This is a genomic window from Nonomuraea sp. NPDC049400, assembly GCF_044466425.1.
Classification (GTDB): Bacteria; Actinomycetota; Actinomycetes; order Streptosporangiales; family Streptosporangiaceae; genus Nonomuraea.
In genome coordinates, this window is record NZ_JBITMP010000019.1 from 79,748 (window position 1) to 101,579 (window position 21,832).

Genomic DNA, 21,832 nt, shown 5'->3' on the forward strand with positions numbered 1-21,832 from the left:
TACCCTTCAGCTTCTCGCGCCCCGGTGCCAGGACAGCACGACGCGCTCGAAGCCCAGGAACGCGGCGTTCAGCAGGATGCCGAGCAGCCCGAGCAGCACGATTCCCGCCCACATGGCCGGGATGTCGACCTGGCCGTGCGCCTCCAGCATGCGGTGCCCGATGCCCTCGCTGCTGCCGACCAGCTCCGAGATGATCATCATGATCAGGGCCAGCGAGACGCTCAGCCGCAGGCCGGCGAAGATCTTGGGGGACGCGCCGGGCAGGATGATCCGGGTGAGCCGCTGCCACGGGCTCAGCCGGTAGACGGCGCCGGTCTCGATGTACTGGCGGTCCACCGTACGGGCGCCGTCCATGGAGTTGATCAGCACGGGCCAGACGACGCCGTACACGATGGAGGCCAGCTGCATCGGGGTGCCGATCTTGAACAGCACCAGGAACACCGGCACGAGCGTGGTGGGCGGCACCGAGCGGCCGAAGTGCAGCAGCGGCTCCACCAGGGCCGACAACCAGCGTGAGCGGCCGAGCGCGACGCCGATCGCCACTCCCGCCGCGCACGCCGCCGCCCATCCCGCGAACAGCCTGCCCAGGCTGGGCAGCAGGTCGGCCACGGCCTCGTCGGTCAGGAACGCCTGCGTCACCGGCCCCGAGAACCACAGCTCGTGCAGCCTGGCCACGATCAGCGACGGCGGCGGGAAGTACGCGGCCTGCGCCGAGCGGGTGGCCAGCTCCCAGCAGGCCACGGCCACCGGCAGCAGCCAGTACCACACCAGTCGCCGGCCGAAGGAGGACCGCCGCACCGCGACCGGGGCGCTCACGCCGCCGCCCTCGGGCACACTCGCGCTCATGCCGCCTCACCCTCTCCCACAGCTCGGGGCCTCATGAGGCGGCCCCGCTACGCGCCCGGTGCCAGCGGAACACGCGCCGTTCGGCGGCCGTGAACAGCAGGTTGGCGGCCAGCCCGATGAGCCCGGCCCACAGGGGCGCCGCCAGCATGCGGTCGAGCCGGTTCGCGCTGCCGGCCAGCGACTGGAACGCGCCGATCCCGCCGTCGCCCGGCGCCAGCAGCTCCACGCTCACCGCGACGATCAGCGTGACGGACACCGCGATCCGGATGCCGGTCGCGATGAACGGCGCCGCGCTCGGCAGGCTCACCCGCAGCGCCACGGCGACCGGCCCGAAGCCGAAGCTCCGCAAGGTGTCCTTGGCCAGCGGGTCCACGTCGGTCAGGCCGTACAACGTGTTGATCAGTACTGGCCACGTGCAGGTGTAGACGACCAGCGCGGTCTTGGCGTCCTGGCTCTCGGTGAACAGGAACATCGCGATGGGGATCAGCGACACCGACGGGATCGGCCGCAGGAACTCGACCAGCGGTCGCACCGACCGCTCCACGAACGGCACCGTCCCGAGCAGCAGCCCAGCGGGCACGGCGACCGCCACCGCGATCGCCAGCCCGCTCGCGCACGCCGCCAGCGTGGCCAGTACGTCGGCCCTGAACTCCGCCTCCAGCGGCAGCTCCGCCGCCGTGGCGAGCACCGCCGACATGTGCGGCACGACCTCGGGGACAAGCCCGATCCGCCCGGCCAGCTCGGCGAGGGCGATGAAGGCGGCGATCCCGAGCGCTCCGAGCGCCGCCCGCCCGAGCCGGTGTTCGATCATCCGCTCACGGGCGCGAACAGCTGCGCCGCGTCCACCTTGGACTTGAGGTAGCCGAAGCCGTGCAGCAGGTCGGCCAGCTTCTGGACACTGGCCTTGTCGGCCTGCATCGAGAACGTGCCGAGCGTCATCGCCGCCGCCGCGTCCGCCGGGATCTGCGTGTACGTCGGCACCACCTCGTCGATCGCCTTCCTGTCGGCGCCCGCGATCTGCTGGGCCTTGGCCAGGGCGCGGTGGAAGGCGGCGGCCGTCTTCGGGTTCTTGGCCAGCCAGTCCTCGGCGACGCCCCACCCGTCGATCGGCACGCCGGCCGTCACGCCGCTGGTGGTGTCGATGATCTGCGTGGCGCCGCCCTTCTTCGCGGCGGTCAGGAACGGCTCAACCAGCCAGGCAGCGTCCACCTTGCCCGAGGACAGCGCGGCGAGCTGGTCGGCGAACTGCACCGGGACGTATTTGACGTCCTCCGGCTTGAGCCCGGCCTCCTGCAGGTGGGCGTTGGTCAGTGTCTGGCCGAGCGCCTTCAGCACGTTGACCGCGATCGTCTTGCCCTTGAGATCGGCGGGGGCCTTGATCGGCGAGCCCTTGGCCACGACGACGCCGGCGACGTTGGGGGCGGCCTCCTGGCTGTGCTGGAAGAGCTTGAGCTTGGCCGCGCCGGAGTCGTTGATCGCCATCAGCGACACGTAGCTCGTCAGGAACGCGTCCATGCTGCCGTTGAGGATCTTCGGCATGACCGCCTGCGGAGCCTGGATGATCTCCGTCTTGACGGTCAGGCCCTCCTCCTTGAAGAAACCGCGCTTCTCCGCGATGAACAGCGGCGCGGACGACGGCACCGGCACCACGCCGACCAGCAGCTGGGTCTTCTCCAGCCCGCCGGAGGACGCGGGGCCGCCCGCGCTTGTCTGGCCGCCGCCTCCCCCTCCGCCGCACGCGCTGAGCGTCAGCGCGATCGCCATACCCGCGACTACAAACCTGGCCAGCTTCATCGCCACTGCCTTTCCAGTCATGAGGGTTCACGGACTACCGGTGGCCTGCCTGTGCCAGACGAGCACGCGGCGCTCGGCCAGTACGAACAGGGAGTTCACGACGTAGCCGAGGACGCCGAGCAACGCGATCGTCGCCCATACCCCCGCCCCGTCGAAGCTGCGCTGCGCGTTCAGCAGCCGGTAGCCGATGCCGTCGGTGCCGCCGATGAGCTCGGTGATCACCATGAGGATCAGCGCCAGCGACAGGCTCAGCCGCAGCCCCGCAAAGATCTTAGGCGAGGCGGCGGGGAAGATGACCACGCGCAGGCGCTGCAGCCTCGACAGGTTGAAGACCGTGGCGGTGTCGGTGTACGTGGGGTCCACCGACCTGACGCCGTCGATCGAATTGAGCAGCACCGGCCAGACCACGCCGAACACGATGGTCGCCAGCTGCGTGGTCAGCCCCGCGTGGAACAGCACGAGGAACACCGGCAGCAGCAGTGGGGGAGGCACGGCCCGGCCGAACTCGATCAGCGGGTCCACGTAGTCGGTGGCCGTGCGCGAGCGCCCGAGCAGCATGCCCGCCACGATCCCGATCAGCGCGGCCAGGACCCAGCCGCCGAACATGCGGCCGAGGCTCGGCAGGATGTTCGCGATCGCCTCCTCGGTCAGGAACGCGCGGGCGGGCGGACCGGAGAACCACAGCTCGTGCATCCGGGACACGATCGTCGTGGGCGGCGGGAAGTCCGTGTCCCTGATCGCGCGCCCGGCGATCTCCCAGACGGCCAGCACCACGGGGACCACCCAGAGCCTGGCCACGGCCTTCACGCGGCCGCCCCCGTCCGCGCGTGGTGCCAGCGGAACAGGCGGCGCTCGCCGGCGAGCAGGACCACGTTCGCGAGCACGCCGAAGACGCCGGCCCAGAACGTCGCCGCCATCATGAGGTCCATCCTGTTGCCGCTGCCGGCCACGTTCACGTAGACGCCGATTCCGGCGACGCCGCCGGCCACCAGCTCGGCGCTGACGGCCAGGACGAGCGCGATCCCGGCGGCGATCCTGATTCCCGTCGCGACGAACGGGGCCGCGCTGGGCAGGCTCACCCTGGCGAGCACGGCCAGGGGGCCGAAGCCGAAGCTGCGCAGGGTCTCCTTGGCCAGTGGGTCCACGTCGTGCATGCCGTACATGGTGTTGATCAGGATCGGCCATATGGACGCGTACACGATGACCGAGACCTTCATCAGCTCGTCCACCGGGATCAGCAGGATGGCGAGCGGGATGATGGCCACCGAGGGTATCGGGCGCATGAACTCGAGCACGGGCCTGATCGCCCGCTCCACCGGTGACAGCGCGCCGAGCAGCACGCCCGCGGGCACGGCCACCGCGATGGCAATCAGCAGGCCGAGCGCCCAGTTGGCGAGCGTGGTGCCGACGCCGGCCAGGAAGCCGGCGTCCGCCGGGAGGCGCGCGGCTTCGTACAGAATGGCCGAGGGCGGCGGAAACAGAAGGTCCTCGCTCAGGCCGAAGCGGATGACCAGCTCTCCGGCCACAAGGAAGCCCGCGGCGCCGGCGGCGCCGCGGAGCAGGCGCGCACCGGTCATCCGCCCGCCGGCGCCGCGACGAGCGATTTCACGTCGACCGGGCTCCGGATGTACTTGTACTCGAGCATGAGGTCGGCCACCTTCTGCAGCCGGGCCGCATCCAGCGCGCTCGGATACGCGCCCAGCTTGATCGCCGTGGCGGTCTTGGCGTCGATCTTCGTGTACGTCGGCAGCGTGGCCTCGATCACCTTGCGGTCACTCGAGGCGAGCTGCTGCGCCTTGGAGATCGCCCGCTGGAACGCGGCCAGCGTCTTCGGGTTTTCCTTCGCCCACTCGTCGGTGGCCATCCAGCCCGCGATGGACAGATCCGCCGTCTGTCCCGTCATGGTGTCGGCGATCGTGCGGAAGCCGAGCTTGCTCTTGTTGGCGGTGATGAACGGTTCGGTGATCCAGCCCGCGTCCCCCTGCCCGGTGCTGATCGCGTTGCCCATCTCGGGGAACGGCTTCTCCGCGAACTTGACGTCCGTCTCGCTGAGCCCGGCCGCCTTGAGCTGCGTCGTGACCGCCAGAGTGGCGATGTTCCTGAGGTTGTTTACCAGGACGGTCTTGCCCTTCAGGTCCGCCACCGTCTGGATCGGCGAGTCCTTGGGAACCATGATCTCGAAGGTGTTGGGAGCCGCCTGGTACATGTCAGCCACCAGCTTGAGCTTCTTGCCCTGGCTGACGGCCAGGAACATCGAGACGTAGTTGGTCTGCGTGATGTCCAGGGCGCCGCTCTCGATCTGCGGCAGCGCGGCGGCGCCGCCGGTGATCGTGACCGGCTGCACCGTCAGGCCCTCTGCCTGGAAGTAGCCCTTCGCCTTGGCGATGTAGAGCGCCACGGGATCGGGAATGGGCAACGCACCGACCTTGATGGTCGTCTTCTCCAGGCCGTCGCCGCCGGCCGGCGCACCCGGGGGCGCGCCGCCCCCGCTGCAGCCGGTGAGCGCGAGGGCGGCGGCGAGGCCGAGCGCGAGTGCGGAACGACGCAGTCTGCGTGCCATGGGGGGTCTCCTGCGTGGGATTCGGGAGAGCGAGACACGTTACTTTGCGTGAGCGTACCTGAGGAATGATCGAATTGGCAGGCGCATGGACCTTTCAGGCGGGCCGGTGCAGGTAGCGGCCCACCGGCCGGCCGACGATCTTGCCGGCGTCCAGCACCTGGTTGCCGCGCACGAACGTGTCGGTGACCTTCGCGGTCAGCTCGAACCCCTCGAACGGCGTGTACTCCTGCGTCGACTCCGAGTCCTCGGCCCGCACAGTCCAGGTGTGCCCGGGGTCGACCAGGCAGATGTCGGCGTCGAAACCGGGCGCGATCGTGCCCTTGGTGCGCAGGCCGTACCGCTTGGCGGGGTTCCACGAGGTCAGCGCGGCGATCCTGCCGTACGGCAGGCCCCTGCGACGCCCCTCGGTGATCAGTCCGGGCAGCAGGTACTCGGCGCCGCCGAACCCGGCCTTGGCCAGGAAGACGTCATCGCGCGGGTCGCCGAACTTGAGCTCGTCGCGGCAGCAGGCGTGGTCGCTGACCACCCAGTCGACGGTGCCGTCGAGCACGTGCCCCCACAGGGCTTCGACGTCATCGCGCGGCCTGATCGGCGGGTTCACCTTGCCCCCGATGCCGCTGGCCGTGTCGATGTCGGCGAGCAGGTGACCGATCGTGACCTCGCGGCGGAAGTCGATGTGCGGGAACGTCGCCGCCATGCGGACGGCCGCGTCCAGGGCTTTGGCGGAGGACAGGTGTAGGAGGTTGACATTGGCCAGCCCCGTCTCGTGGGCGAGGTAGGAGGCGATGAAGACGGCCAGCCCCTCCGAGTGTGGCGGACGGGAGGCACTGTAGGCGGCCAGCCCGCTCAGGTCTCCGGCCTCCTCGACGAGCTTCGTGTACGCGGTCATGATCTCGGCCGTCTCGCAGTGCAGCGACAGCGAGATCTCGCTCGCCAGCTCGGGCAGGCGTTCCCTGGCCGCCTGCACGCCGCGCATCACGAACTCGAAGTGCGCGTAGTCGTAGCGCTCGCCCTCCGGCAGCATGAGGAACGCGCGCTGGTCGTCGGAGCGCCCGTGCAGCCCGTGCCCGCCGTAGAACATGAAGATCTTGAACGACGGGACCCCGAACCGCTCCACCAGATCGGGCAGCTCGCCGATGTGCCCGCTGGACATGGGCGCCAGATGGAACCCGTAGTCGACGTAGGCCCTGCCCTCGGCCTGCCTGAGCACCTCAGGGAAGAACTCGGCGTAGGGGCCGCCCTTGTTCAGGTAGTACTGTCCGGTCCGCATGTACGTGAGCGCGGTCGTCACGCCTCCCTGAGCGCTCGCGCGGCTCTCCGACTCGGTGTCTTCCGGCAGCGGGTTGTAGATGCCCCAGTGCTGGTGGGCGTCCACGACCCCGGGGAAGGCCAGCTTGCCGCCGCCGTCGATCACCTCGCCGGCTCCGGTCAGCCCCGGCTCCACCCGTACGATGCGGCCGTCCGAGACGGCGATGTCCGCGTCGACGGGCTCGTCCCGCTCGTGGGTCACGACCTTCACGTTCTTCAGCAGCAGCTCTGTCACAGGGATGGTCTCTCCTAAGCGATGCGGTGGGCGTCGCGGTGCCAGGCCAGCACGCGCCGCTCGACCATGAGGAACAGGGAGTTGAATGCGAAGCCGAGCACGCCGAGCAGCAGGACGCCGGCCCAGATGGCCGGCATGTCGGCGTTGCCGCTGGCCAGGTTGAGGAGGTAGCCGATGCCTTCGGTGCTGGCCTTGAGCTCGGAGATGACCATCAGGATCAGGGCCAGCGACACGCTCAGGCGGAGGCCCGCGAAGATCTTCGGTGCCGCGGCGGGCAGGATGATCCGGAAGAACCGCAGGTGGGCGGGCACGCCGAAGACGGCGGCGGTATCGACCTTCAGGTCGTCGAGGTTACGTGCGCCGTCGATGGAGTTGAGCAGGATCGGCCAGATGATGCCGAAGACGATGGTCGCGACCTGCACCTGCGTGCCCATCTGGAAGAGCACGAGGAAGACCGGGAGCATCACGGGGGGCGGCACCGCCCGGCCGAACTCGATCAACGGCTCGACGTAGTCGGCCAGCCAGGCGGTCCTGCCGATCGCGACGCCGAGGGCCACGCCCACGACCACGGCGACGGCCCAGGACCCGATCACCCTGACCAGGCTGGGCAGGAAGTTGCCGACGGCCTCCTCGGTGAGGATGTACGGTCCGGAGAACCACATCTCGTACATCCGGGACAGGATCACGGTCGGTGCGGGGAAGTACGGAGTGGCGAGCGATTTCGCCAGCAGCTCCCAGCCGACGAAGACGACGGGGACCAGCCACAGCCGCTTGACCAGTGTGCGGATCATGCCTCTCGCCACCTGAAGAGCCGGCGTTCGGCGCGCATGAGCAGGGTGTTGACGACGATTCCTATCGCGCCGGCCCACAGCAGCACCGCGACGACGTCGATCATCGCGTCCATGCCGATGCCCGTGCTCGCCTCGATGAGGAAGCCGCCGATGCCGCTCGAACCGCCCACGATGTACTCCACGCTGATGGCCAGGATGAGCGTGATGGAGGCGGCCAGCCGTACGCCTGTCGCGATGAAGGGCGCCGCGCTCGGCAGGGAGACCCGCCAGATCACCGCGCCGGCTCCGAAGCCGAACGAGCGCAGCGTCTCCTTGCCCACCGGGTCGACGTCGCGCACGCCGTACAGGGTGTTGATCAGGATCGGCCAGGAGGCGGCGAACACGATCAGAGCGATCTTGGCGTTGATCTCCGGCTGGAAGAAGAACAGCGCCAGCGGGATCAGCGCGACCGAGGGAATGGGGCGCAGGAACTCCACGAACACCCGGGTCATCTCCTCGACCACCGGGACCGTTCCCAGCAGCAGGCCGATGGGGACGGCGACCAGGATGGCGAGCGGCAGCCCGATGGCCGCGGCGATGAGCGTGCCCCCCAGGTCCTCGAGGAAGTCCGGGTCGACGGCGAGCTCGGCCGTCCTGGCCAGTGTGTCCGCGGCCGGCGGCAGCCACTTGACCAGGCCCCACATGCCGAGAATCTGCCAGGCAAGCAGAAAACCCGCCACGCTGGCGGCGTGGCGGGAGATCTTGAGGAGCTTGGCGCGCGCGAGCGGAACCCGCTCGCGCCGCACCGGACTGATCGTGCTCATCATCCCTGTGGGGCTGAGTAGATCATTGAGTTGACGTCGATCTTCTGCTTGAGCATGCCGGCGTCGAGCATCAGGTCGGCCACCCGCTGGATGCGCTGGGCGTTCAGCGAGGTCGGGTAGTTGCCCAGGTTGATGGTGGCGGCGGTCTCAGCCGGGATCTTGGTGTAGGTCGGCAGGATCTTCGTCACCGCGCTCCGGTCGGTGGCCGCGACCTGCTGGGCCTTGGCCATGGCCCGCTGGAAGGCCGCGAGCGTCTTGGGGTTGTTCTGGGTCCACTTGTCGGTGGCCGCCCAGCCCGTGATCGGCAGGCCGTCAGTCGGGCCGGACATGGTGTCCACCAGCATGGTGGCGCCGAGCTGCTTCTTCGCCTGGCTGACGTAGGGGTCGGTCATCCAGACGGCGTCCACGCTGCCCTTGTCCAGCGAGGGGATCCACTGGTCCGTCGGGACCACGACGTAGTTGACGTCCTTCTTGGGGTCCAGGCCGGCGATCTTCAGGTGGGGGCTCATCGTGAGCGTGCCCAGACCCGCGGCGACGTTGACGCCGATCTTCTTGCCCTTCAGGTCGGCGACCTTCTTGATGGGCGAGTCCTTCTTCACCATGATGCCGAACGCGTTGGGCGCGCCCTGGTAGGAGTCGGCGATGTACTTGAACTTCTCGGTGCCCGCTTCCTGGATGGTCAGGATGGTGGCGTAGCTGCCGAGCACGACGTCCATCTGCCCGTTGGAGAGCTTGCCGAGGACCGCCTGAGGAGCCTGGATGGCCTCCTGCTTGACGTTGAGGCCCTCCTCCTTGAAGAAGCCGCGCTCAAGGGCGATGAACAGCGGCGCCGAGTCCGCACCGGGGTACTGGCCGATCAGCAGGTCGGTCTTCATACCGGCGGCGGCGCCAGAGCTTCCTCCCTTGTCGTCCGAGCTTGAGCACCCAGTCGCGACGAGGGTGGCCACAAGCCCAACCAGGGCAGTACGCCCTAATGCACCGAACCGCATTGCGGGGTCTCCTTTTGAACCGGGGGGTGACGCTGACGGGGGGTGTTCAGTAACGCTGGCACCCTAGCGCAGGCCGTAGTTCCGGAGGGAGCAAGGTCATCGGAATTAACAAGATATATCCACATATATGACGATTTAAAGTCATTTGTCCGATTGGTTTGGGGTCCCAGCCTTGACTATTGAGGTCTGGGGAAGGTGTTGTGACTTGCGTAATATGTAGGGCTGTGTGTCGACCGTGATCTTTGCGGCCTTGGCCGATCTCTGGTTGATGTGCTCCAATTAGCTCTCGCCCCAAGGGTGCGTCGGCGTCACACGGTAAACGTGTGCATGACGTGATCTTCGTGCACCAGAGCATCCGAGGAGAGGTTGCGGAGGCAAGTGAAGACTGTTGTCCCCTCTGCGGGCGGTGATCAGGGCTTAATAGAGGAAGCCCCACGACGTGCGTCCCGCGGGCCGAAGACGCCTGTGCCGGGGGGCGCGGCAGGCAAGCGAGCGGGGGGCCGCTTCTCCCTGCGTAACTGGCGAGTGCGCTCCAAGCTGCTGGTCCTGGTCCTCATTCCGACCCTCGCGGCGCTCGTGTTCGCTGGCCTGCGGGTCACCACATCGATCGCCACCGCCAGCGAGTACGCCAAGGTCAACGAAGTCGCCGTACTGGCGAGCCAGCTGACCGCCCTCGCCCACGACGTGGAGCTGGAGCGTGACCTCACCGCCCGCTACGTCGCTCAGGGCCGCAGAGGCGGAAACCAGGCTCCGTCGGATGTCGCCGCTCAGTACGAGATCGTGAATAAGCTCGTCACCGAGGTCAGGCCCGGTGTGGAGACGCTGGCGAAGTCCGACAGCGCCCAGGCGCCGGAGGCCCTGCGCATCAAGAACCGCCTTGACGAGCTCGCCACCTCACGCAAGACCGCGATCGAGTCCCAGCTCGACGTGAACTCCGTTATCGGTCTTTACGACCGGACGATTTCGGACCTGCTCTCGCTGAACGATCAGATCGACCAGGGTGCGGTCGACAAGGACCTGTCCGCGATCGGCGCGGGCTTCGCCGCCCTCGCCAGGGCCAAGCAGTACGTCTCCACCCAGCGCGCGCTGCTCGTGGCGGCCCTGGCCACCAGAGGATTCGGCCCGGACGAGCTCGACGCTTACATCGCCGCCCGCGCCCAGAAGAACAGCGAGCTCGCCACCTTCAGGTCGCAGGTCCCGCTCGAGCTCCGCCAGGCGTACGACGACATCGTCAGCGGCAGGGCCGTGGACCGCGCCGAGGTCATCTCCGCCAGGGCCCTGTTCCTGCAGGACGAGGGCCTGCCCGTGTCGGACGTCAAGCTCGGGCTCACCCGTGACGGCAAGAGCTGGTTCAGCGCCATCAGCGAGACCATCGACGGGATGCGCAAGGTCGAGCAGCAGGCGGCCGACTCCATCGTGCTGCGCAGCCGCGCCCTGGAAGGCGCCGAGCAGCAGAGCGCGGTGATCGTCGCGGGCGCGATCGTGCTCCTGCTCATCCTCGTACTGCTGGTCACCGTGTTCATGGCGCGCCTGCTGAGCGGCCCGCTGCGCAGGCTGCGCAGGGAGGCCCTGTTCATCGCCGGTCGCAGCCTGCCCGACACCGTGCGCCAGCTGCGTGAGGCCGAGAACGTCAGTGACCACGTCGACGTCCAGCCCATTGGTGTCGCCTCCAACGACGAGATCGGTGAAGTCGCGCGGGCGTTCGACGAGGTGCACCGCGAGGCCGTGCGCCTCGCCGTCGAGGAGTCCAGGCTGCGCAGCAATGTGAACGCGATGTTCGTGAACCTGTCGCGGCGCAGCCAGACGCTGGTCGAGCGGCAGATCACCTTGATTGACGGGCTGGAGCAGGGCGAGCAGGACGAGCAGCGGCTGGGGAACCTGTTCAAGCTGGACCACCTGGCCACCCGTATGCGGCGCAACAGCGAGAACCTCCTGGTGCTCGCCGGTCAGGACCCGCCGCGGCGCTGGAGCAAGCCGGTCAAGCTGGTGGACGTGGCTCGCGCGTCGCTGTCGGAGGTCGAGAACTACGAGCGGGTCGTGCTCCAGGTGCCCGACGGCGTCGCCGTGGCCGGCCAGGCCGTCAACGACGTCATCCACCTCATCGCCGAGCTGGTCGAGAACGCGCTGTCGTTCTCGCCCCGCGAGACCAGGGTGACGGTCTCCGGCAGCAGGATCGACGGCGGCGGCATGATGTTGTCGATCAGCGACTCCGGCATCGGCATGACACAGGAGGAGCTGGCCCAGGCCAACGACCGGCTGACGAACGCTCCCACCGTGGACGTGTCGGTGTCACGCCGCATGGGCCTGTTCGTGGTCGCCAGGCTGGCGCACCGCCACGGCATCAGGGTGCAGCTGCGCCCCCACGGCACAGGCGGGCTGACCGCCATGGTCCTGATGCCGGAAGCGCTCCTCGGCACGCAGTCCCCTGCGTACGCGCCCCCCGTCGGCAACGGCATGGGAACCATGGACTCGTACGACGAGGGCTTCGGCGCTCGGCAGCCCATGCAACCCCCGACGCCGCCACCCGCTGCCCAGTGGGGCGGGGGAGGCTACCAGCCGGGACCCGGGCACCCATCGTTCCCCTCCCAGCCGTCGTTCCCGTCCTCGCCGGGCATGAACGTGGGCTGGCCGTCCGACCAGCGCGGCAGTGGCGGCGGTTACGACACCTCAGACGTCTGGGTGCCGTCGCGCAACTCCAACAGCCGGCCAGGCGATTGGGAGCCCGACAACAACCCCTTGCCGAGGCGGTCCTCCTTCAGCGGCGACCAGATGGACATGGGGCAGCCGCGGTACGACTTCCCCGAGACCGAGTCCGCGGCGACCGGCCCCATCCCAGCCGTGAAGCCCGCAGGCGACGAATACCTCCCGATCTTCGCCTCGGTCGAGTCGGCCTGGTTCGACCACGGCAGCGAGAGCAGCGCCACCTGGGGCTCGGCCAAGGCCGACGCGGGATGGAGCGCGGCGGAGGCGGCCGCGGAGCCCGTACGTGACGGTCAGACGGCGGCAGGCCTGCCCAAGCGGGTGCCGAAGGCGAACCTGGTGCCCGGCTCCGCCGACACCGTCTCGGCCCCCAAGGGGGTCGCCCCCATGCCGTCGGTGTCGCCGGAGCGGGTGCGCAGCCGGCTTTCGAGCTTCCAGCAGGGGTTCAGGGCGGCACGTGACGACATCAGCGAGGGCAGGGCCTATCCCTCCGGTCCGAGAAGTGTTGAAAGCAGGGATGAGCGCGCATGAATGACTTGAGCCAGTCGGCACGTGGGGTGGACTGGTTGATCACCGACTTCGTCAGCACGGTCCCAGGCGTCGCGCACGCGGTGGTCGTCTCGTCGGACGGGTTGCCGTTGGCGGCCTCGTCGGGGTTTCCGGCTGACCGGGCTGATCAGTTGGCTGCGATCGCGTCGGGTCTGGTGAGTCTGACGCAGGGTGCGGCCAGGGTGTTCGAGGGTGGTGCGGTCAATCAGACGATTGTGGAGATGCAAGGCGGGCTGATGCTGATCATGTCGATCAGTGATGGTTCGTGTTTGGCGGTGCTGGCTGCCCCGGACTGTGACATGGGTTTGGTGGCGTACCAGATGACGCTGATGGTTGATCGCGCCGGTCAGGTGCTTACCCCGGCTGTGCGCGCGGAGCTGCGCGCCAGCCAGACCAGGTGATGTAGGTGACAGATCCCAGATGGAACAGCGGGGGCTGGGACTCCCATAACAGCGGTACCTGGGATTCCCATAACAGCGGTACCTGGGACTCCCAGAACAGCGGTACCTGGGACTCCCAGAACAGCGGGAACTGGCAGCCTCCACCGCCTAGCTGGCAGCCGCCACCGTCGCCCCCCAGCTCTGACCCCGCCTCGCCGGTACGGCCCTACGCCGTCACGGGCGGGCGGACCGCGCCCAAGGTCAAGCTGGCCATGGAGGCCCTGGTTTCCTCGGCGACCGCCGAGCACAGGGAGTTCTCGCACATCACCCCCGAGTACAAAGCGATCAGCCAGCTGTGCCTGCAGGTCAGGTCGGTGGCCGAGGTCTCGGCGCTGTTGCGGATCCCGCTCGGTGTGGTGCGTGTTCTGATCGCGGATATGGCGGCAGAAGGCCTGGTTCGGGTGCATCAGCCGCAGCTGGATGCGGGTAGGCCGGACGTCAACCTGCTGGAAAGGGTGCTCAGTGGACTTCGCAGGCTCTAGCCCCGGTTTGACCTCGACGAAGATCGTCGTCGCCGGCGGATTCGGAGTGGGCAAGACGACGTTCGTCGGCGCGGTGTCGGAGATCATGCCGTTGACCACGGAGGCCGTCATGACCGACGCCTCCAAGGGCATCGACGACCTGGGCATGACGCCCCTGAAGTCGACCACGACCGTGGCCATGGACTTCGGCCGCGTCTCGCTCGACCGTGACCTGATCCTCTACCTGTTCGGCACGCCCGGGCAGCACCGGTTCTGGTTCATGTGGGACGACCTGGTACGCGGCGCGATCGGCGCGGTCGTGCTCGTGGACACCCGGCGCCTGGCGGACAGTTTCCCGGCGATCGACTACTTCGAGGAGGCCCAGCTGCCGTTCATCGTGGGGGTGAACGGCTGGGACGGCCAGTACGCCCACAGCGACGCCGAGGTGCGCGACGCGCTCACCCTGGCGCCGCACATCCCGATGGTGCGCCTGGACGCCAGGTCGAAGGACTCGGTCAAGGCGGCGTTGATCAACCTCGTCGAGCACGCGCTCACAGTCCGCATGGCCGTGCCAGGCTGGAGCGGCTAGAGGAGCGGATAGGCTGGAGTCTTAGACGTTCATTCGCTTCGAGGACTGGCCAACCACGTGTTCGAGACGCTTTCCGACCGGTTGACATCGGTCTTCTCCTCCCTCCGGTCCAAGGGCCGGCTGTCCGATGCCGACATCGACGCCACCACCCGCGAGATCCGCATCGCCCTGTTGGAGGCCGATGTCGCGCTCCCGGTGGTCAAGGCGTTCGTCGCCCAGGTCAAGGAGCGCGCCCGCGGAGCCGAGGTCTCCCAGGCGCTCAACCCGGCGCAGCAGGTCGTCAAGATCGTCAATGACGAGCTGATCGCGATCCTCGGCGGGGAGACCCGCAGGCTCCGCTTCGCCAAGACGCCGCCGAGCGTCATCATGCTCGCGGGTCTACAGGGCTCGGGCAAGACGACGCTGGCGGGCAAGCTGGCCAAGTGGCTGCGCGAGCAGGGCCACGCGCCGCTGCTGGTCGCCGCCGACCTGCAGCGGCCCAACGCCGTCCAGCAGCTGCAGGTCGTGGGCGAGCGCGCCCAGGTCGCGGTCTACGCCCCCGAGCCGGGCAACGGCGTGGGCGACCCGATCGAGGTCGCCCGCAGGTCGGTCGACGAGGCCAAGCGCCTGCAGCACGACGTCGTCATCATCGACACCGCCGGCCGCCTGGGCATCGACCAGGAGATGATGAAGCAGGCCGCCGACATCCGCGACGCGGTCTCGCCCGACGAGGTCCTGTTCGTGGTCGACGCCATGATCGGTCAGGACGCCGTCACGACGGCGCAGGCGTTCATGGAGGGCGTCGGCTTCGACGGGGTCGTGCTGACCAAGCTCGACGGCGACGCCCGAGGCGGCGCCGCCCTCTCGGTCCGCCACATCACCGGCCGGCCGATCATGTTCGCCTCCACGGGCGAGAAGCTGGAAGACTTCGACGCCTTCCACCCCGACCGGATGGCCTCCCGCATCCTCGACATGGGTGACATCCTCACCCTGATCGAGCAGGCCCAGAAGACGTTCGACGAGGAGCAGGCCGCCAAGATGGCGACCAAGCTCACGTCGGGCGAAAACTTCACGCTCGAGGACTTCCTCGAGCAGATGATGATGGTCCAGAAGATGGGGCCGATCAAAAACCTGCTGGGCATGATGCCCGGCATGGGGCAGATGCGCGACCAGCTCAACTCCATCGACGACCGCGACCTTGACCGCATCGCCGCCATCATCCGTTCGATGACGCCCGCGGAGCGCCAGGATCCCAAGATCATCAACGGCTCGCGCCGCGCCCGCATCGCGGCCGGCTCCGGCGTCTCGGTCAGCGCCGTGAGCAACCTCGTCACCCGTTTCTTCGACGCGCAGAAGATGATGAAGCGGATGGCGGGCGGCATGGGCATTCCCGGCATGCCGGGTGGTCGTGGCAAGGCCGCCAAGGCGCAGAAGAAGGCCAAGAAGGGGCGGCGCGTCAGCGGCGACCCGCGCAAGGCCGCACTCGGCAAGGCCGCCGCCGACGGCCCCGCCGACGGTCCCGCCGACGGCGCGCCCAAGAAGGGCGGGGTGCTGGGCAATCTGGGTGGCAAGCTGCCTCCGGGCATGGAGCTGCCTCCGGGCTTCGACCCCTCCAAGCTCCGGCTGCCCGGCCAGAACTGACCACCGCCGGGACCTGCGTCCCGGCGGCCCATTTTCCGGCGGGCCACTTTCCGGCGGGTCGCCTTGGGACTGGCCCCGCGGTTTCACGCGGCCCACTTCGCGGTGGCTCGCCTTCGGGCTGCCTTACCTTCGCGGTGGCCCACTTTCGCGGTGGCCCACTTTCGCGGTGGCCCACCTTCCGCGCGGGCTCGCCTTTGCGCTGCTTCAACCTCTGCGGTGGCCTGTTTTCTGGCAGGCCACCGCCACACGGCCTTTTCGCGCAGGAGCCCCGCCTGAGTTGGGTGCTTTTGCGGCAGCCATGCGGGCCGTGGCATGCCCGCAGTCCGGTGCGCACGCGGTGGTGTGCCGCGCGGACTGTTGTGCCTGCTGGATCAGCGTTCGCGTGGTGCGCCGCGTACGTTGCACGTCGACGGCACGCGTTCGCACAGGCCCCTCGCGCGGGAGGTGGCCCGCCGCCCGGAGGAGTTCGGGCGCGGACGGCGCGGCGCGCCGTGGAGGGACGTCGCTGGCAGTGCCGTCGATCTGGCACAATGACATGTTGGAACACCGTGACCAGGCGGGTGCCCTCTCACCTCCCGCCGGACACGTTTGTCCCTGGAGCGTCGTCCCGTCGTGCCCCACTCGGCGAGATGCCGTTCACCCACGCTCGAATGCAGGAGAGACCACACCCGTGGCAGTCAAGATCAAGCTCAAGCGGCTCGGCATGATCCGCAACGCTCAATACCGTATCGTCGTCGCCGACAGCCGCACCAAGCGTGACGGCCGGGCGATCGAGGAGATCGGCCTGTACCACCCGAAGGAAAACCCTTCGCGCATCGAGGTCAACGCTGAGCGTGCGGCCTACTGGCTGAGTGTCGGCGCGCAGCCGACCGAGCCCGTGCTCAAGCTGCTCAAGCTCACCGGTGACTGGCAGAAGTTCAAGGGCGAGCCCGCCCCGGCGCCGCTGAAGGTCGCCGAGCCCGCGCCTGACCGTCACGCCGTCTACGAGGCCGCGGCCAAGGAGGCGCTGTCCGGTGGCGACACCGGCACGGCCGCCACCACGCCGAAGAAGGCCAAGAAGAAGGAAGAGGCCGAGGCCCCCGCCGAGACCCAGACCGAGGGCGAGGCCTGACGTGCTCGAGGAGGCTCTCGAGCACCTCGTTAAGGGCATCGTCGAACATCCAGACGATGTCCGGGTCCGCGCACGCCGCATTCGCAGCGGGCGCGTCCTGGAGGTCCGGGTGCACCCCGAGGACCTGGGCAAGGTCATCGGACGCGGCGGGCGCACCGCCAAGGCGCTGCGCACCGTTGTGAACGCCCTGGCCGACGGGAAGTACGTACGGGTCGATCTGCTCGACCTGCACGAAACAGTCCGTTAGCGTCAGGTTTCCGCGCCCTCATCGGCTTTGCCGGCCGGTGGGGGCGCTTGCGTTAGGAGTTCATGTTGCAGCTGGTCGTCGGCCGGATCGGCCGTCCACACGGGGTACGCGGTGACGTGACCGTCGAGGTGCTCACCGACGATCCCGAGCTGCGCTTCGCCGTGGGCACGTCGGTCGCGACGGATCCCCGCGACAGGGGGCCGCTCGTCGTCGCGGGTGGCCGCTGGCACAAGGGCATCCTGCTGCTGTCGTTGGAGGGCGTCGACGACCGCGACGCGGCCGAGGAGCTGCGGGGCACCATGCTGGTCATCGACTCGTCCGACGTGGCGCCGTCGGACGACCCGGACGAGTTCCACGATCACGAGCTCATCGGCCTGGCGGTGGAGACCGCCTCGGGAGAGCCCGTGGGCGAGGTCACCGACGTCCTGCACCACGGCCAGGATCTGCTGGTGGTGCGGAGGAGCGGGGCGGAGGAGGCGCTCATCCCGTTCGTCAAGGCGCTGGTGCCCGAGATCGACCTGGAGGCCGGCCGGCTGGTCGTCGATCCGCCAGAGGGCCTTCTGTGATGCGGCTCGACATCATCACGATCTTTCCCGAGTACTTCGCGCCGCTCGACGTCTCGCTGATCGGCAAGGCCCGCGAGCGCGGCACGCTCGACGTACGCGTACACCAGCTCCGAGACTGGACCCACGACCTGCACAAGACCGTGGACGACACCCCTTACGGCGGGGGGCCCGGCATGGTCATGAAGCCCGAAGTGTGGGGCGAGGCCGTCGACTCCGTGATCGGGGACGGCGCGCCGCGGATGATCGTGCCGACGCCGAGCGGGCGGCCGTTCACCCAGGAGCTGGCGCAGGAGCTGGCGGGGGAGCCGTGGCTGCTGTTCGCGTGCGGACGATACGAAGGCATCGACTCGCGTGTCATCGCCGAGTACGGCTCGCGGTTGCGCGTGGACGAGGTCAGCATCGGCGACTACGTGCTGGCCGGCGGCGAGGTGGCGGTGCTGGTCATGGTCGAGGCCATCGGCAGGCTGCTGCCCGGTGTGCTGGGCAACGCCCAGTCGGTCGTGGACGACTCCTTCGCGCCCGGTTCCATGAGGAATCTGGTGGAAGGTCCCGTCTACACGAAGCCGCCTGTCTGGCGAGGGCACGAGGTGCCCGAGGTGCTGCTGTCCGGGCATCACGGAAAAATCGCCAGATGGCGGCGGGATCAGGCGCTGCGCCGTACCGTGCTGAACAGGCCGGAGCTGGCGGCGGCGCTCGACCCCGAGACGCTCGACAAGCACGACAGGAAGCTCCTCGATGAGCTGTCGTTTCGCGTCGGGCCGGAAGATATGGCAAACTGAATCGCTGCCAACCGTCATTCGGTTGGTCCGTCATGCCCGGGAAACGGTCCCGGGCTCACCACATCAGCAGGCGTGTCCGCCGCGAGCCACGGCCGGGTGGACCTCCGCGTGCTCACGAGGACTTGAGGACAGCTCTCATGCACACGAAGATCCAGGAGCTCGAGAAGGCGACCCTGCGCAGCGACGTGCCGGATTTCCGCCCCGGTGACACGCTCGAGGTTCACGTACGAGTCGTCGAAGGAAACCGCTCCCGTATCCAGGTCTTCAAGGGCTTCGTGCTGCGCAGGCAGGGCAGCGGCGCCCGCGAGACCTTCACGGTCCGCAAGGTCAGCTACGGCGTCGGCGTCGAGCGTACCTTCCCCGTGCACAGCCCGGTCATCGAGAAGATCGCGCTCGTGACCCGCGGCGACGTGCGTCGCGCCAAGCTCTACTACATGCGTGACCTGCGCGGCAAGGCCGCCCGCATCCGCGAGAAGCGCGAGACCACGGCCGCGAAGTAACCTGGTCTATCCCATGGCCCGCGCCCTTCGCGCGGGCCATTCGGCTTTACAGGGCCGTTTCCTTTATGTGGAGCGACTCGTGCGTGGGTGTAACGTCGGTCGAGGCTTGTCGAGCCGATGCATCATCTAGGCTCGTCAGCGATGACTAGCGAGAGCCAGGAGTACGGCGCTGCGCGCCGCCCTGTCGAGGACGAGGTGGACGTGGTCGCCGAAGAGACTCAGAAGCCAGCAAAAGATGGGAAAAAGGAGAAGAAGGGGTCGTTCTGGAAAGAGCTTCCCGTTCTTGTCGTCGTCGCACTGGTGCTGGCCCTGATCATCAAGACGTTTGTGGTCCAGGCCTTCTACATTCCGTCGGAGTCGATGGAAAACACCCTGCTCAAGAACGACAGGGTCCTGGTCAACAAGCTCGTCTACCACACCCGTGACATCGAGCGCGGCGATGTGGTGGTGTTCTCCGGCGTCGACTCCTGGGACGGCGAGTTCCAGATGGAGGAGCCGTCCAACCCGGTCGCGGCGTTCTTCCGGTGGGTCGGCACGGCGTTCGGTCTCGTGCCCGGCGAGAAGGACTACATCAAGCGGGTCATCGGCGTCGGGGGCGACCACGTCAAGTGCTGCGACTCCAAGGGACGCATCACGGTCAACGGCACGCCCATCGATGAGGAGAGCTATCTCTATCCGGGTAACGTGCCGTCCGACAGGTTCTTCAACATCACGGTGCCGGAAGGGCGGCTCTGGGTGATGGGCGACCACCGGTCGGTCTCGCTCGACTCCCGCTCCCATACCGGTGACGCGGGTGGCGGCTCCATTCCCGTCAGTCAGGTTGTCGGGCGCGCCTTCGTGATCGTCTGGCCGTTCAACCGGGCGTCCTCGATCGACATTCCCGATACGTTCGCGCAGCCCGCGCTCCAGGCGCTCGGCGGGTCCGTCCCGATGATCGCCGGGTTCGGGCTGGCCGTACCCTTGGTTCTGATTCGTCGCCGCTGGCGCAGGAGGCGTTGATGGCCGTCACCAAGAAGGCGGAGGGCGTGGGGAAAGAGAAGAAAAAGGGCGGCTTCCGCGAGACCGTCCTGCTGTTGGTCCTGGGCGTGGGCATCGCGCTGCTGCTGCAGGCGTTCGTGGTCGGCTCGTTCTACATCCCGTCCGTGTCGATGGAGAACACCCTGCTGATCAACGACCGGGTCTTCGTCAACAAGCTCGCGGGCAAGCCCGACCGGGGCGACATCGTGGTGTTCAAGGGCTGGAACAACGGTGAAGACACCATCAAGCGGGTCATCGGCATCGGCGGCGACAAGGTGGTGTGCTGCGACTCCAAGAAGCGCATCACCGTCAACGGCACGCCGCTGGACGAGTCTTCCTACCTGTACCCAGGCGATTACGCTTCCGGCGATAAGTTCAACGTCACCGTGCCCGCAGGCAAGCTCTGGCTGATGGGGGACCACCGCAGCGCCTCGGCCGACTCGCGGGCCCACATGGAGGAGCCCGGAGGCGGGTTCATCTCGGAGAACGACGTGATCGGCAAGGCCGTGGTGCGTTACTGGCCGCTGTCGCGAGGCTATCTCTTCTCCCGTCCTGACACCTTCGACAAGGTCAAGTAGCGGTCGCTTCCAGTCGCGGTTCGCGGCGTATGGGGCGTACGCTGCCTCTGTCATGACAGTTGCGTTCCGTCCTCGACCGAGCGTCGTCCGGCGCGATTCCGGCCTCTACGCCTATGAGCGGGCGCTCGCCCGCCGCGGCCTCACCCCCATCGCTGGCGTCGATGAGGCCGGCCGCGGCGCCTGCGCGGGTCCGCTCGTCGTCGCGGCCGTGATCCTGCGCAGGCAGATCGACGGCCTCGGCGACTCGAAACTGCTGGCCCCGGCGGTGCGCGAACGCCTCTACGACCAGATCGTCCGTGTCTCGCACGTCGGCATCGTGATCATTCCGCCGGGGGAGATCGACGCTAAAGGTCTTCACAAATGCAACGTCTCAGGAATGCGGCGAGCTGTCGCACAGTTGCCTTGTGATCCGGAGTACATCTTGACGGACGGCTTCCCGGTGCCGGGGCTGCCGGCGCCGTCTTTGGCCGTGTGGAAGGGGGATCAGGTGGCCGCATGCGTGGCGGCCGCGTCGATCGTGGCCAAGGTGACTCGAGACCGCCTCATGGTCGCGCTCGACGAGCGTTACCCGCAGTACGGCTTCGCGGAGCACAAGGGGTATGTCACACCAGGACATCGGCTGGCGCTGGAAACGCACGGTCCGTGTCCTGATCACCGTTACTCCTTCGTCACGGTGGCGAGGGAGATGGGTGAAAATGAAATGGGGGCCGGGGTTGCCTGACCAGGCAAACCGGGGGACCGGTACGACAGGAGGACCGCGATGAGCGCAGAAGATCTCGAAAAGTACGAAACCGAGATGGAGCTGCAGCTTTACCGCGAATACCGAGATGTCGTCGGTTTGTTCACATACGTGGTGGAGACTGAGCGGCGGTTCTATCTGACCAACTCGGTCGATCTCGACGTCCGTACCGCGGAGAACGGCGACGTCTTCTTCGACGTGAAGATGCAGGACGCCTGGGTGTGGGACATGTATCGACCGGCGCGGTTCGTGAAGAACGTGCGGGTGGTCACGTTTAAGGATGTGAACGTGGAGGAGCTGGCCAAGGCGGACCTGGAGATGCCCAAGGAGGGGTTCTCGGGGTAACGGCCTGGGCCCGGCGGCTCCGCCCTGGGTATCGTCTCCACGCGCCCTCTTCCTTCTTCCTTCGTAGGGGCGCTGGCTTGTTCACGCGCGCGCCCGGTGCTCTCGGGGGATGAGTACCGGCCCTTTCGTAGGCTGCTCAGGCCTCGCGTACCCGCTCGGAAGCGCCGTCATGACGGTCCGATTGCATGCCTGAGCGCTCAACGCCCGCGACCCCGTGTGCCCGAGCGCTCAACGCCCGCGACCCCGTGTGCCCGAGCGCTCAACG

At 68.0% G+C, this 21,832-nt stretch carries 23 protein-coding genes and 1 pseudogene; 14 read left to right on the forward strand and 10 right to left on the reverse strand.

Going from position 1 to position 21,832, the window contains the following annotated elements; translation table 11 throughout:
• Positions 1-6 precede the first annotated feature (6 nt).
• From ACIBVN_RS28670 to ACIBVN_RS28715, 10 genes are all read right to left on the reverse strand, one after another.
• On the reverse strand, positions 7-846 hold the full coding sequence (locus tag ACIBVN_RS28670) for an ABC transporter permease (protein ID WP_397141497.1): 840 nt from the start codon (positions 844-846) through the stop codon (positions 7-9).
• Between the two features lie 31 nt (positions 847-877).
• Complete coding sequence (locus ACIBVN_RS28675; protein ID WP_397141499.1) at positions 878-1,657, reverse strand: ABC transporter permease; 780 nt, start codon at positions 1,655-1,657, stop codon at positions 878-880.
• Complete coding sequence (locus tag ACIBVN_RS28680; protein WP_397141501.1) at positions 1,654-2,610, reverse strand: ABC transporter substrate-binding protein; 957 nt, start codon at positions 2,608-2,610, stop codon at positions 1,654-1,656. Before ACIBVN_RS28680 ends, ACIBVN_RS28675 begins: the two co-directional genes overlap by 4 nt.
• A 57-nt stretch (positions 2,611-2,667) precedes the next feature.
• Positions 2,668-3,447, reverse strand: coding sequence for an ABC transporter permease (locus ACIBVN_RS28685; RefSeq protein WP_397141503.1), 780 nt, complete (start codon positions 3,445-3,447; stop codon positions 2,668-2,670).
• The gene (locus ACIBVN_RS28690) at positions 3,444-4,217 is read right to left on the reverse strand and encodes an ABC transporter permease (RefSeq protein ID WP_397141505.1); all 774 of its coding nucleotides are present in this window, start codon (positions 4,215-4,217) and stop codon (positions 3,444-3,446) included. The genes ACIBVN_RS28685 and ACIBVN_RS28690 overlap by 4 nt, the downstream gene beginning before the upstream one ends.
• Positions 4,214-5,200, reverse strand: a complete 987-nt coding sequence (locus ACIBVN_RS28695; protein ID WP_397141507.1) for an ABC transporter substrate-binding protein — start codon at positions 5,198-5,200, stop codon at positions 4,214-4,216. Before ACIBVN_RS28695 ends, ACIBVN_RS28690 begins: the two co-directional genes overlap by 4 nt.
• A 94-nt stretch (positions 5,201-5,294) precedes the next feature.
• Entirely contained in the window at positions 5,295-6,743 is a 1,449-nt protein-coding gene (locus ACIBVN_RS28700) for a dihydroorotase family protein (protein WP_397141509.1), read from the reverse strand.
• Between the two features lie 14 nt (positions 6,744-6,757).
• The gene (locus tag ACIBVN_RS28705) at positions 6,758-7,534 is read right to left on the reverse strand and encodes an ABC transporter permease (protein WP_397141511.1); all 777 of its coding nucleotides are present in this window, start codon (positions 7,532-7,534) and stop codon (positions 6,758-6,760) included.
• Positions 7,531-8,340 (reverse strand): ABC transporter permease, encoded by an 810-nt coding sequence (locus tag ACIBVN_RS28710; RefSeq protein WP_397141513.1) that lies wholly within the window; start codon positions 8,338-8,340, stop codon positions 7,531-7,533. The genes ACIBVN_RS28705 and ACIBVN_RS28710 overlap by 4 nt, the downstream gene beginning before the upstream one ends.
• Entirely contained in the window at positions 8,337-9,212 is an 876-nt protein-coding gene (locus ACIBVN_RS28715) for an ABC transporter substrate-binding protein (RefSeq protein WP_397141515.1), read from the reverse strand. Before ACIBVN_RS28715 ends, ACIBVN_RS28710 begins: the two co-directional genes overlap by 4 nt.
• A gap of 639 nt (positions 9,213-9,851) precedes the next feature.
• On the opposite strand from ACIBVN_RS28715, the gene ACIBVN_RS28720 reads away from it, so the two are divergent.
• The 14 genes and pseudogenes from ACIBVN_RS28720 to ACIBVN_RS28785 all read left to right on the forward strand — a co-directional run bounded on the left by ACIBVN_RS28720 (position 9,852) and on the right by ACIBVN_RS28785 (position 21,567).
• Complete coding sequence (locus ACIBVN_RS28720) at positions 9,852-12,557, forward strand: nitrate- and nitrite sensing domain-containing protein (protein ID WP_397141517.1); 2,706 nt, start codon at positions 9,852-9,854, stop codon at positions 12,555-12,557.
• Complete coding sequence (locus tag ACIBVN_RS28725) at positions 12,554-12,976, forward strand: roadblock/LC7 domain-containing protein (protein WP_397141519.1); 423 nt, start codon at positions 12,554-12,556, stop codon at positions 12,974-12,976. Before ACIBVN_RS28720 ends, ACIBVN_RS28725 begins: the two co-directional genes overlap by 4 nt.
• 191 nt (positions 12,977-13,167) lie before the next feature.
• A pseudogene (locus tag ACIBVN_RS28730) lies at positions 13,168-13,497 on the forward strand (DUF742 domain-containing protein); the annotation flags it as partial.
• 7 nt (positions 13,498-13,504) lie between these two features.
• Positions 13,505-14,065: an ATP/GTP-binding protein gene (locus ACIBVN_RS28735; protein WP_132637705.1), complete on the forward strand. Its 561-nt coding sequence runs from the start codon at positions 13,505-13,507 to the stop codon at positions 14,063-14,065.
• Between the two features lie 57 nt (positions 14,066-14,122).
• On the forward strand, positions 14,123-15,685 hold the full coding sequence (gene ffh / locus ACIBVN_RS28740; RefSeq protein WP_397141521.1) for a signal recognition particle protein: 1,563 nt from the start codon (positions 14,123-14,125) through the stop codon (positions 15,683-15,685).
• Between the two features lie 670 nt (positions 15,686-16,355).
• Entirely contained in the window at positions 16,356-16,796 is a 441-nt protein-coding gene (rpsP, locus tag ACIBVN_RS28745; protein WP_397141523.1) for a 30S ribosomal protein S16, read from the forward strand.
• 1 nt (position 16,797) lies between these two features.
• Positions 16,798-17,043: an RNA-binding protein gene (locus tag ACIBVN_RS28750; protein ID WP_113699978.1), complete on the forward strand. Its 246-nt coding sequence runs from the start codon at positions 16,798-16,800 to the stop codon at positions 17,041-17,043.
• 65 nt (positions 17,044-17,108) lie between these two features.
• The gene (gene rimM, locus ACIBVN_RS28755; RefSeq protein ID WP_397141707.1) at positions 17,109-17,609 is read left to right on the forward strand and encodes a ribosome maturation factor RimM; all 501 of its coding nucleotides are present in this window, start codon (positions 17,109-17,111) and stop codon (positions 17,607-17,609) included.
• Positions 17,609-18,388, forward strand: coding sequence for a tRNA (guanosine(37)-N1)-methyltransferase TrmD (gene trmD, locus ACIBVN_RS28760; RefSeq protein WP_397141525.1), 780 nt, complete (start codon positions 17,609-17,611; stop codon positions 18,386-18,388). The genes rimM and trmD overlap by 1 nt, the downstream gene beginning before the upstream one ends.
• A 137-nt stretch (positions 18,389-18,525) precedes the next feature.
• Positions 18,526-18,888 carry a 50S ribosomal protein L19 gene (gene rplS, locus ACIBVN_RS28765; RefSeq protein WP_397141527.1) on the forward strand — a complete coding sequence of 121 codons (363 nt, stop codon included), beginning with the start codon at positions 18,526-18,528 and terminating at the stop codon, positions 18,886-18,888.
• 141 nt (positions 18,889-19,029) lie between these two features.
• Complete coding sequence (lepB, locus tag ACIBVN_RS28770; RefSeq protein WP_397141529.1) at positions 19,030-19,887, forward strand: signal peptidase I; 858 nt, start codon at positions 19,030-19,032, stop codon at positions 19,885-19,887.
• A complete protein-coding gene (gene lepB / locus ACIBVN_RS28775; RefSeq protein ID WP_397141531.1) occupies positions 19,887-20,483 on the forward strand; it encodes a signal peptidase I in 597 nt (198 codons plus the stop codon). The genes lepB (ACIBVN_RS28770) and lepB (ACIBVN_RS28775) overlap by 1 nt, the downstream gene beginning before the upstream one ends.
• Before the next feature lie 52 nt (positions 20,484-20,535).
• Positions 20,536-21,204: a ribonuclease HII gene (locus ACIBVN_RS28780; RefSeq protein ID WP_397141533.1), complete on the forward strand. Its 669-nt coding sequence runs from the start codon at positions 20,536-20,538 to the stop codon at positions 21,202-21,204.
• 39 nt (positions 21,205-21,243) lie between these two features.
• Positions 21,244-21,567, forward strand: coding sequence for a DUF2469 domain-containing protein (locus ACIBVN_RS28785; RefSeq protein ID WP_026215037.1), 324 nt, complete (start codon positions 21,244-21,246; stop codon positions 21,565-21,567).
• Positions 21,568-21,832: the final 265 nt, after the last annotated feature.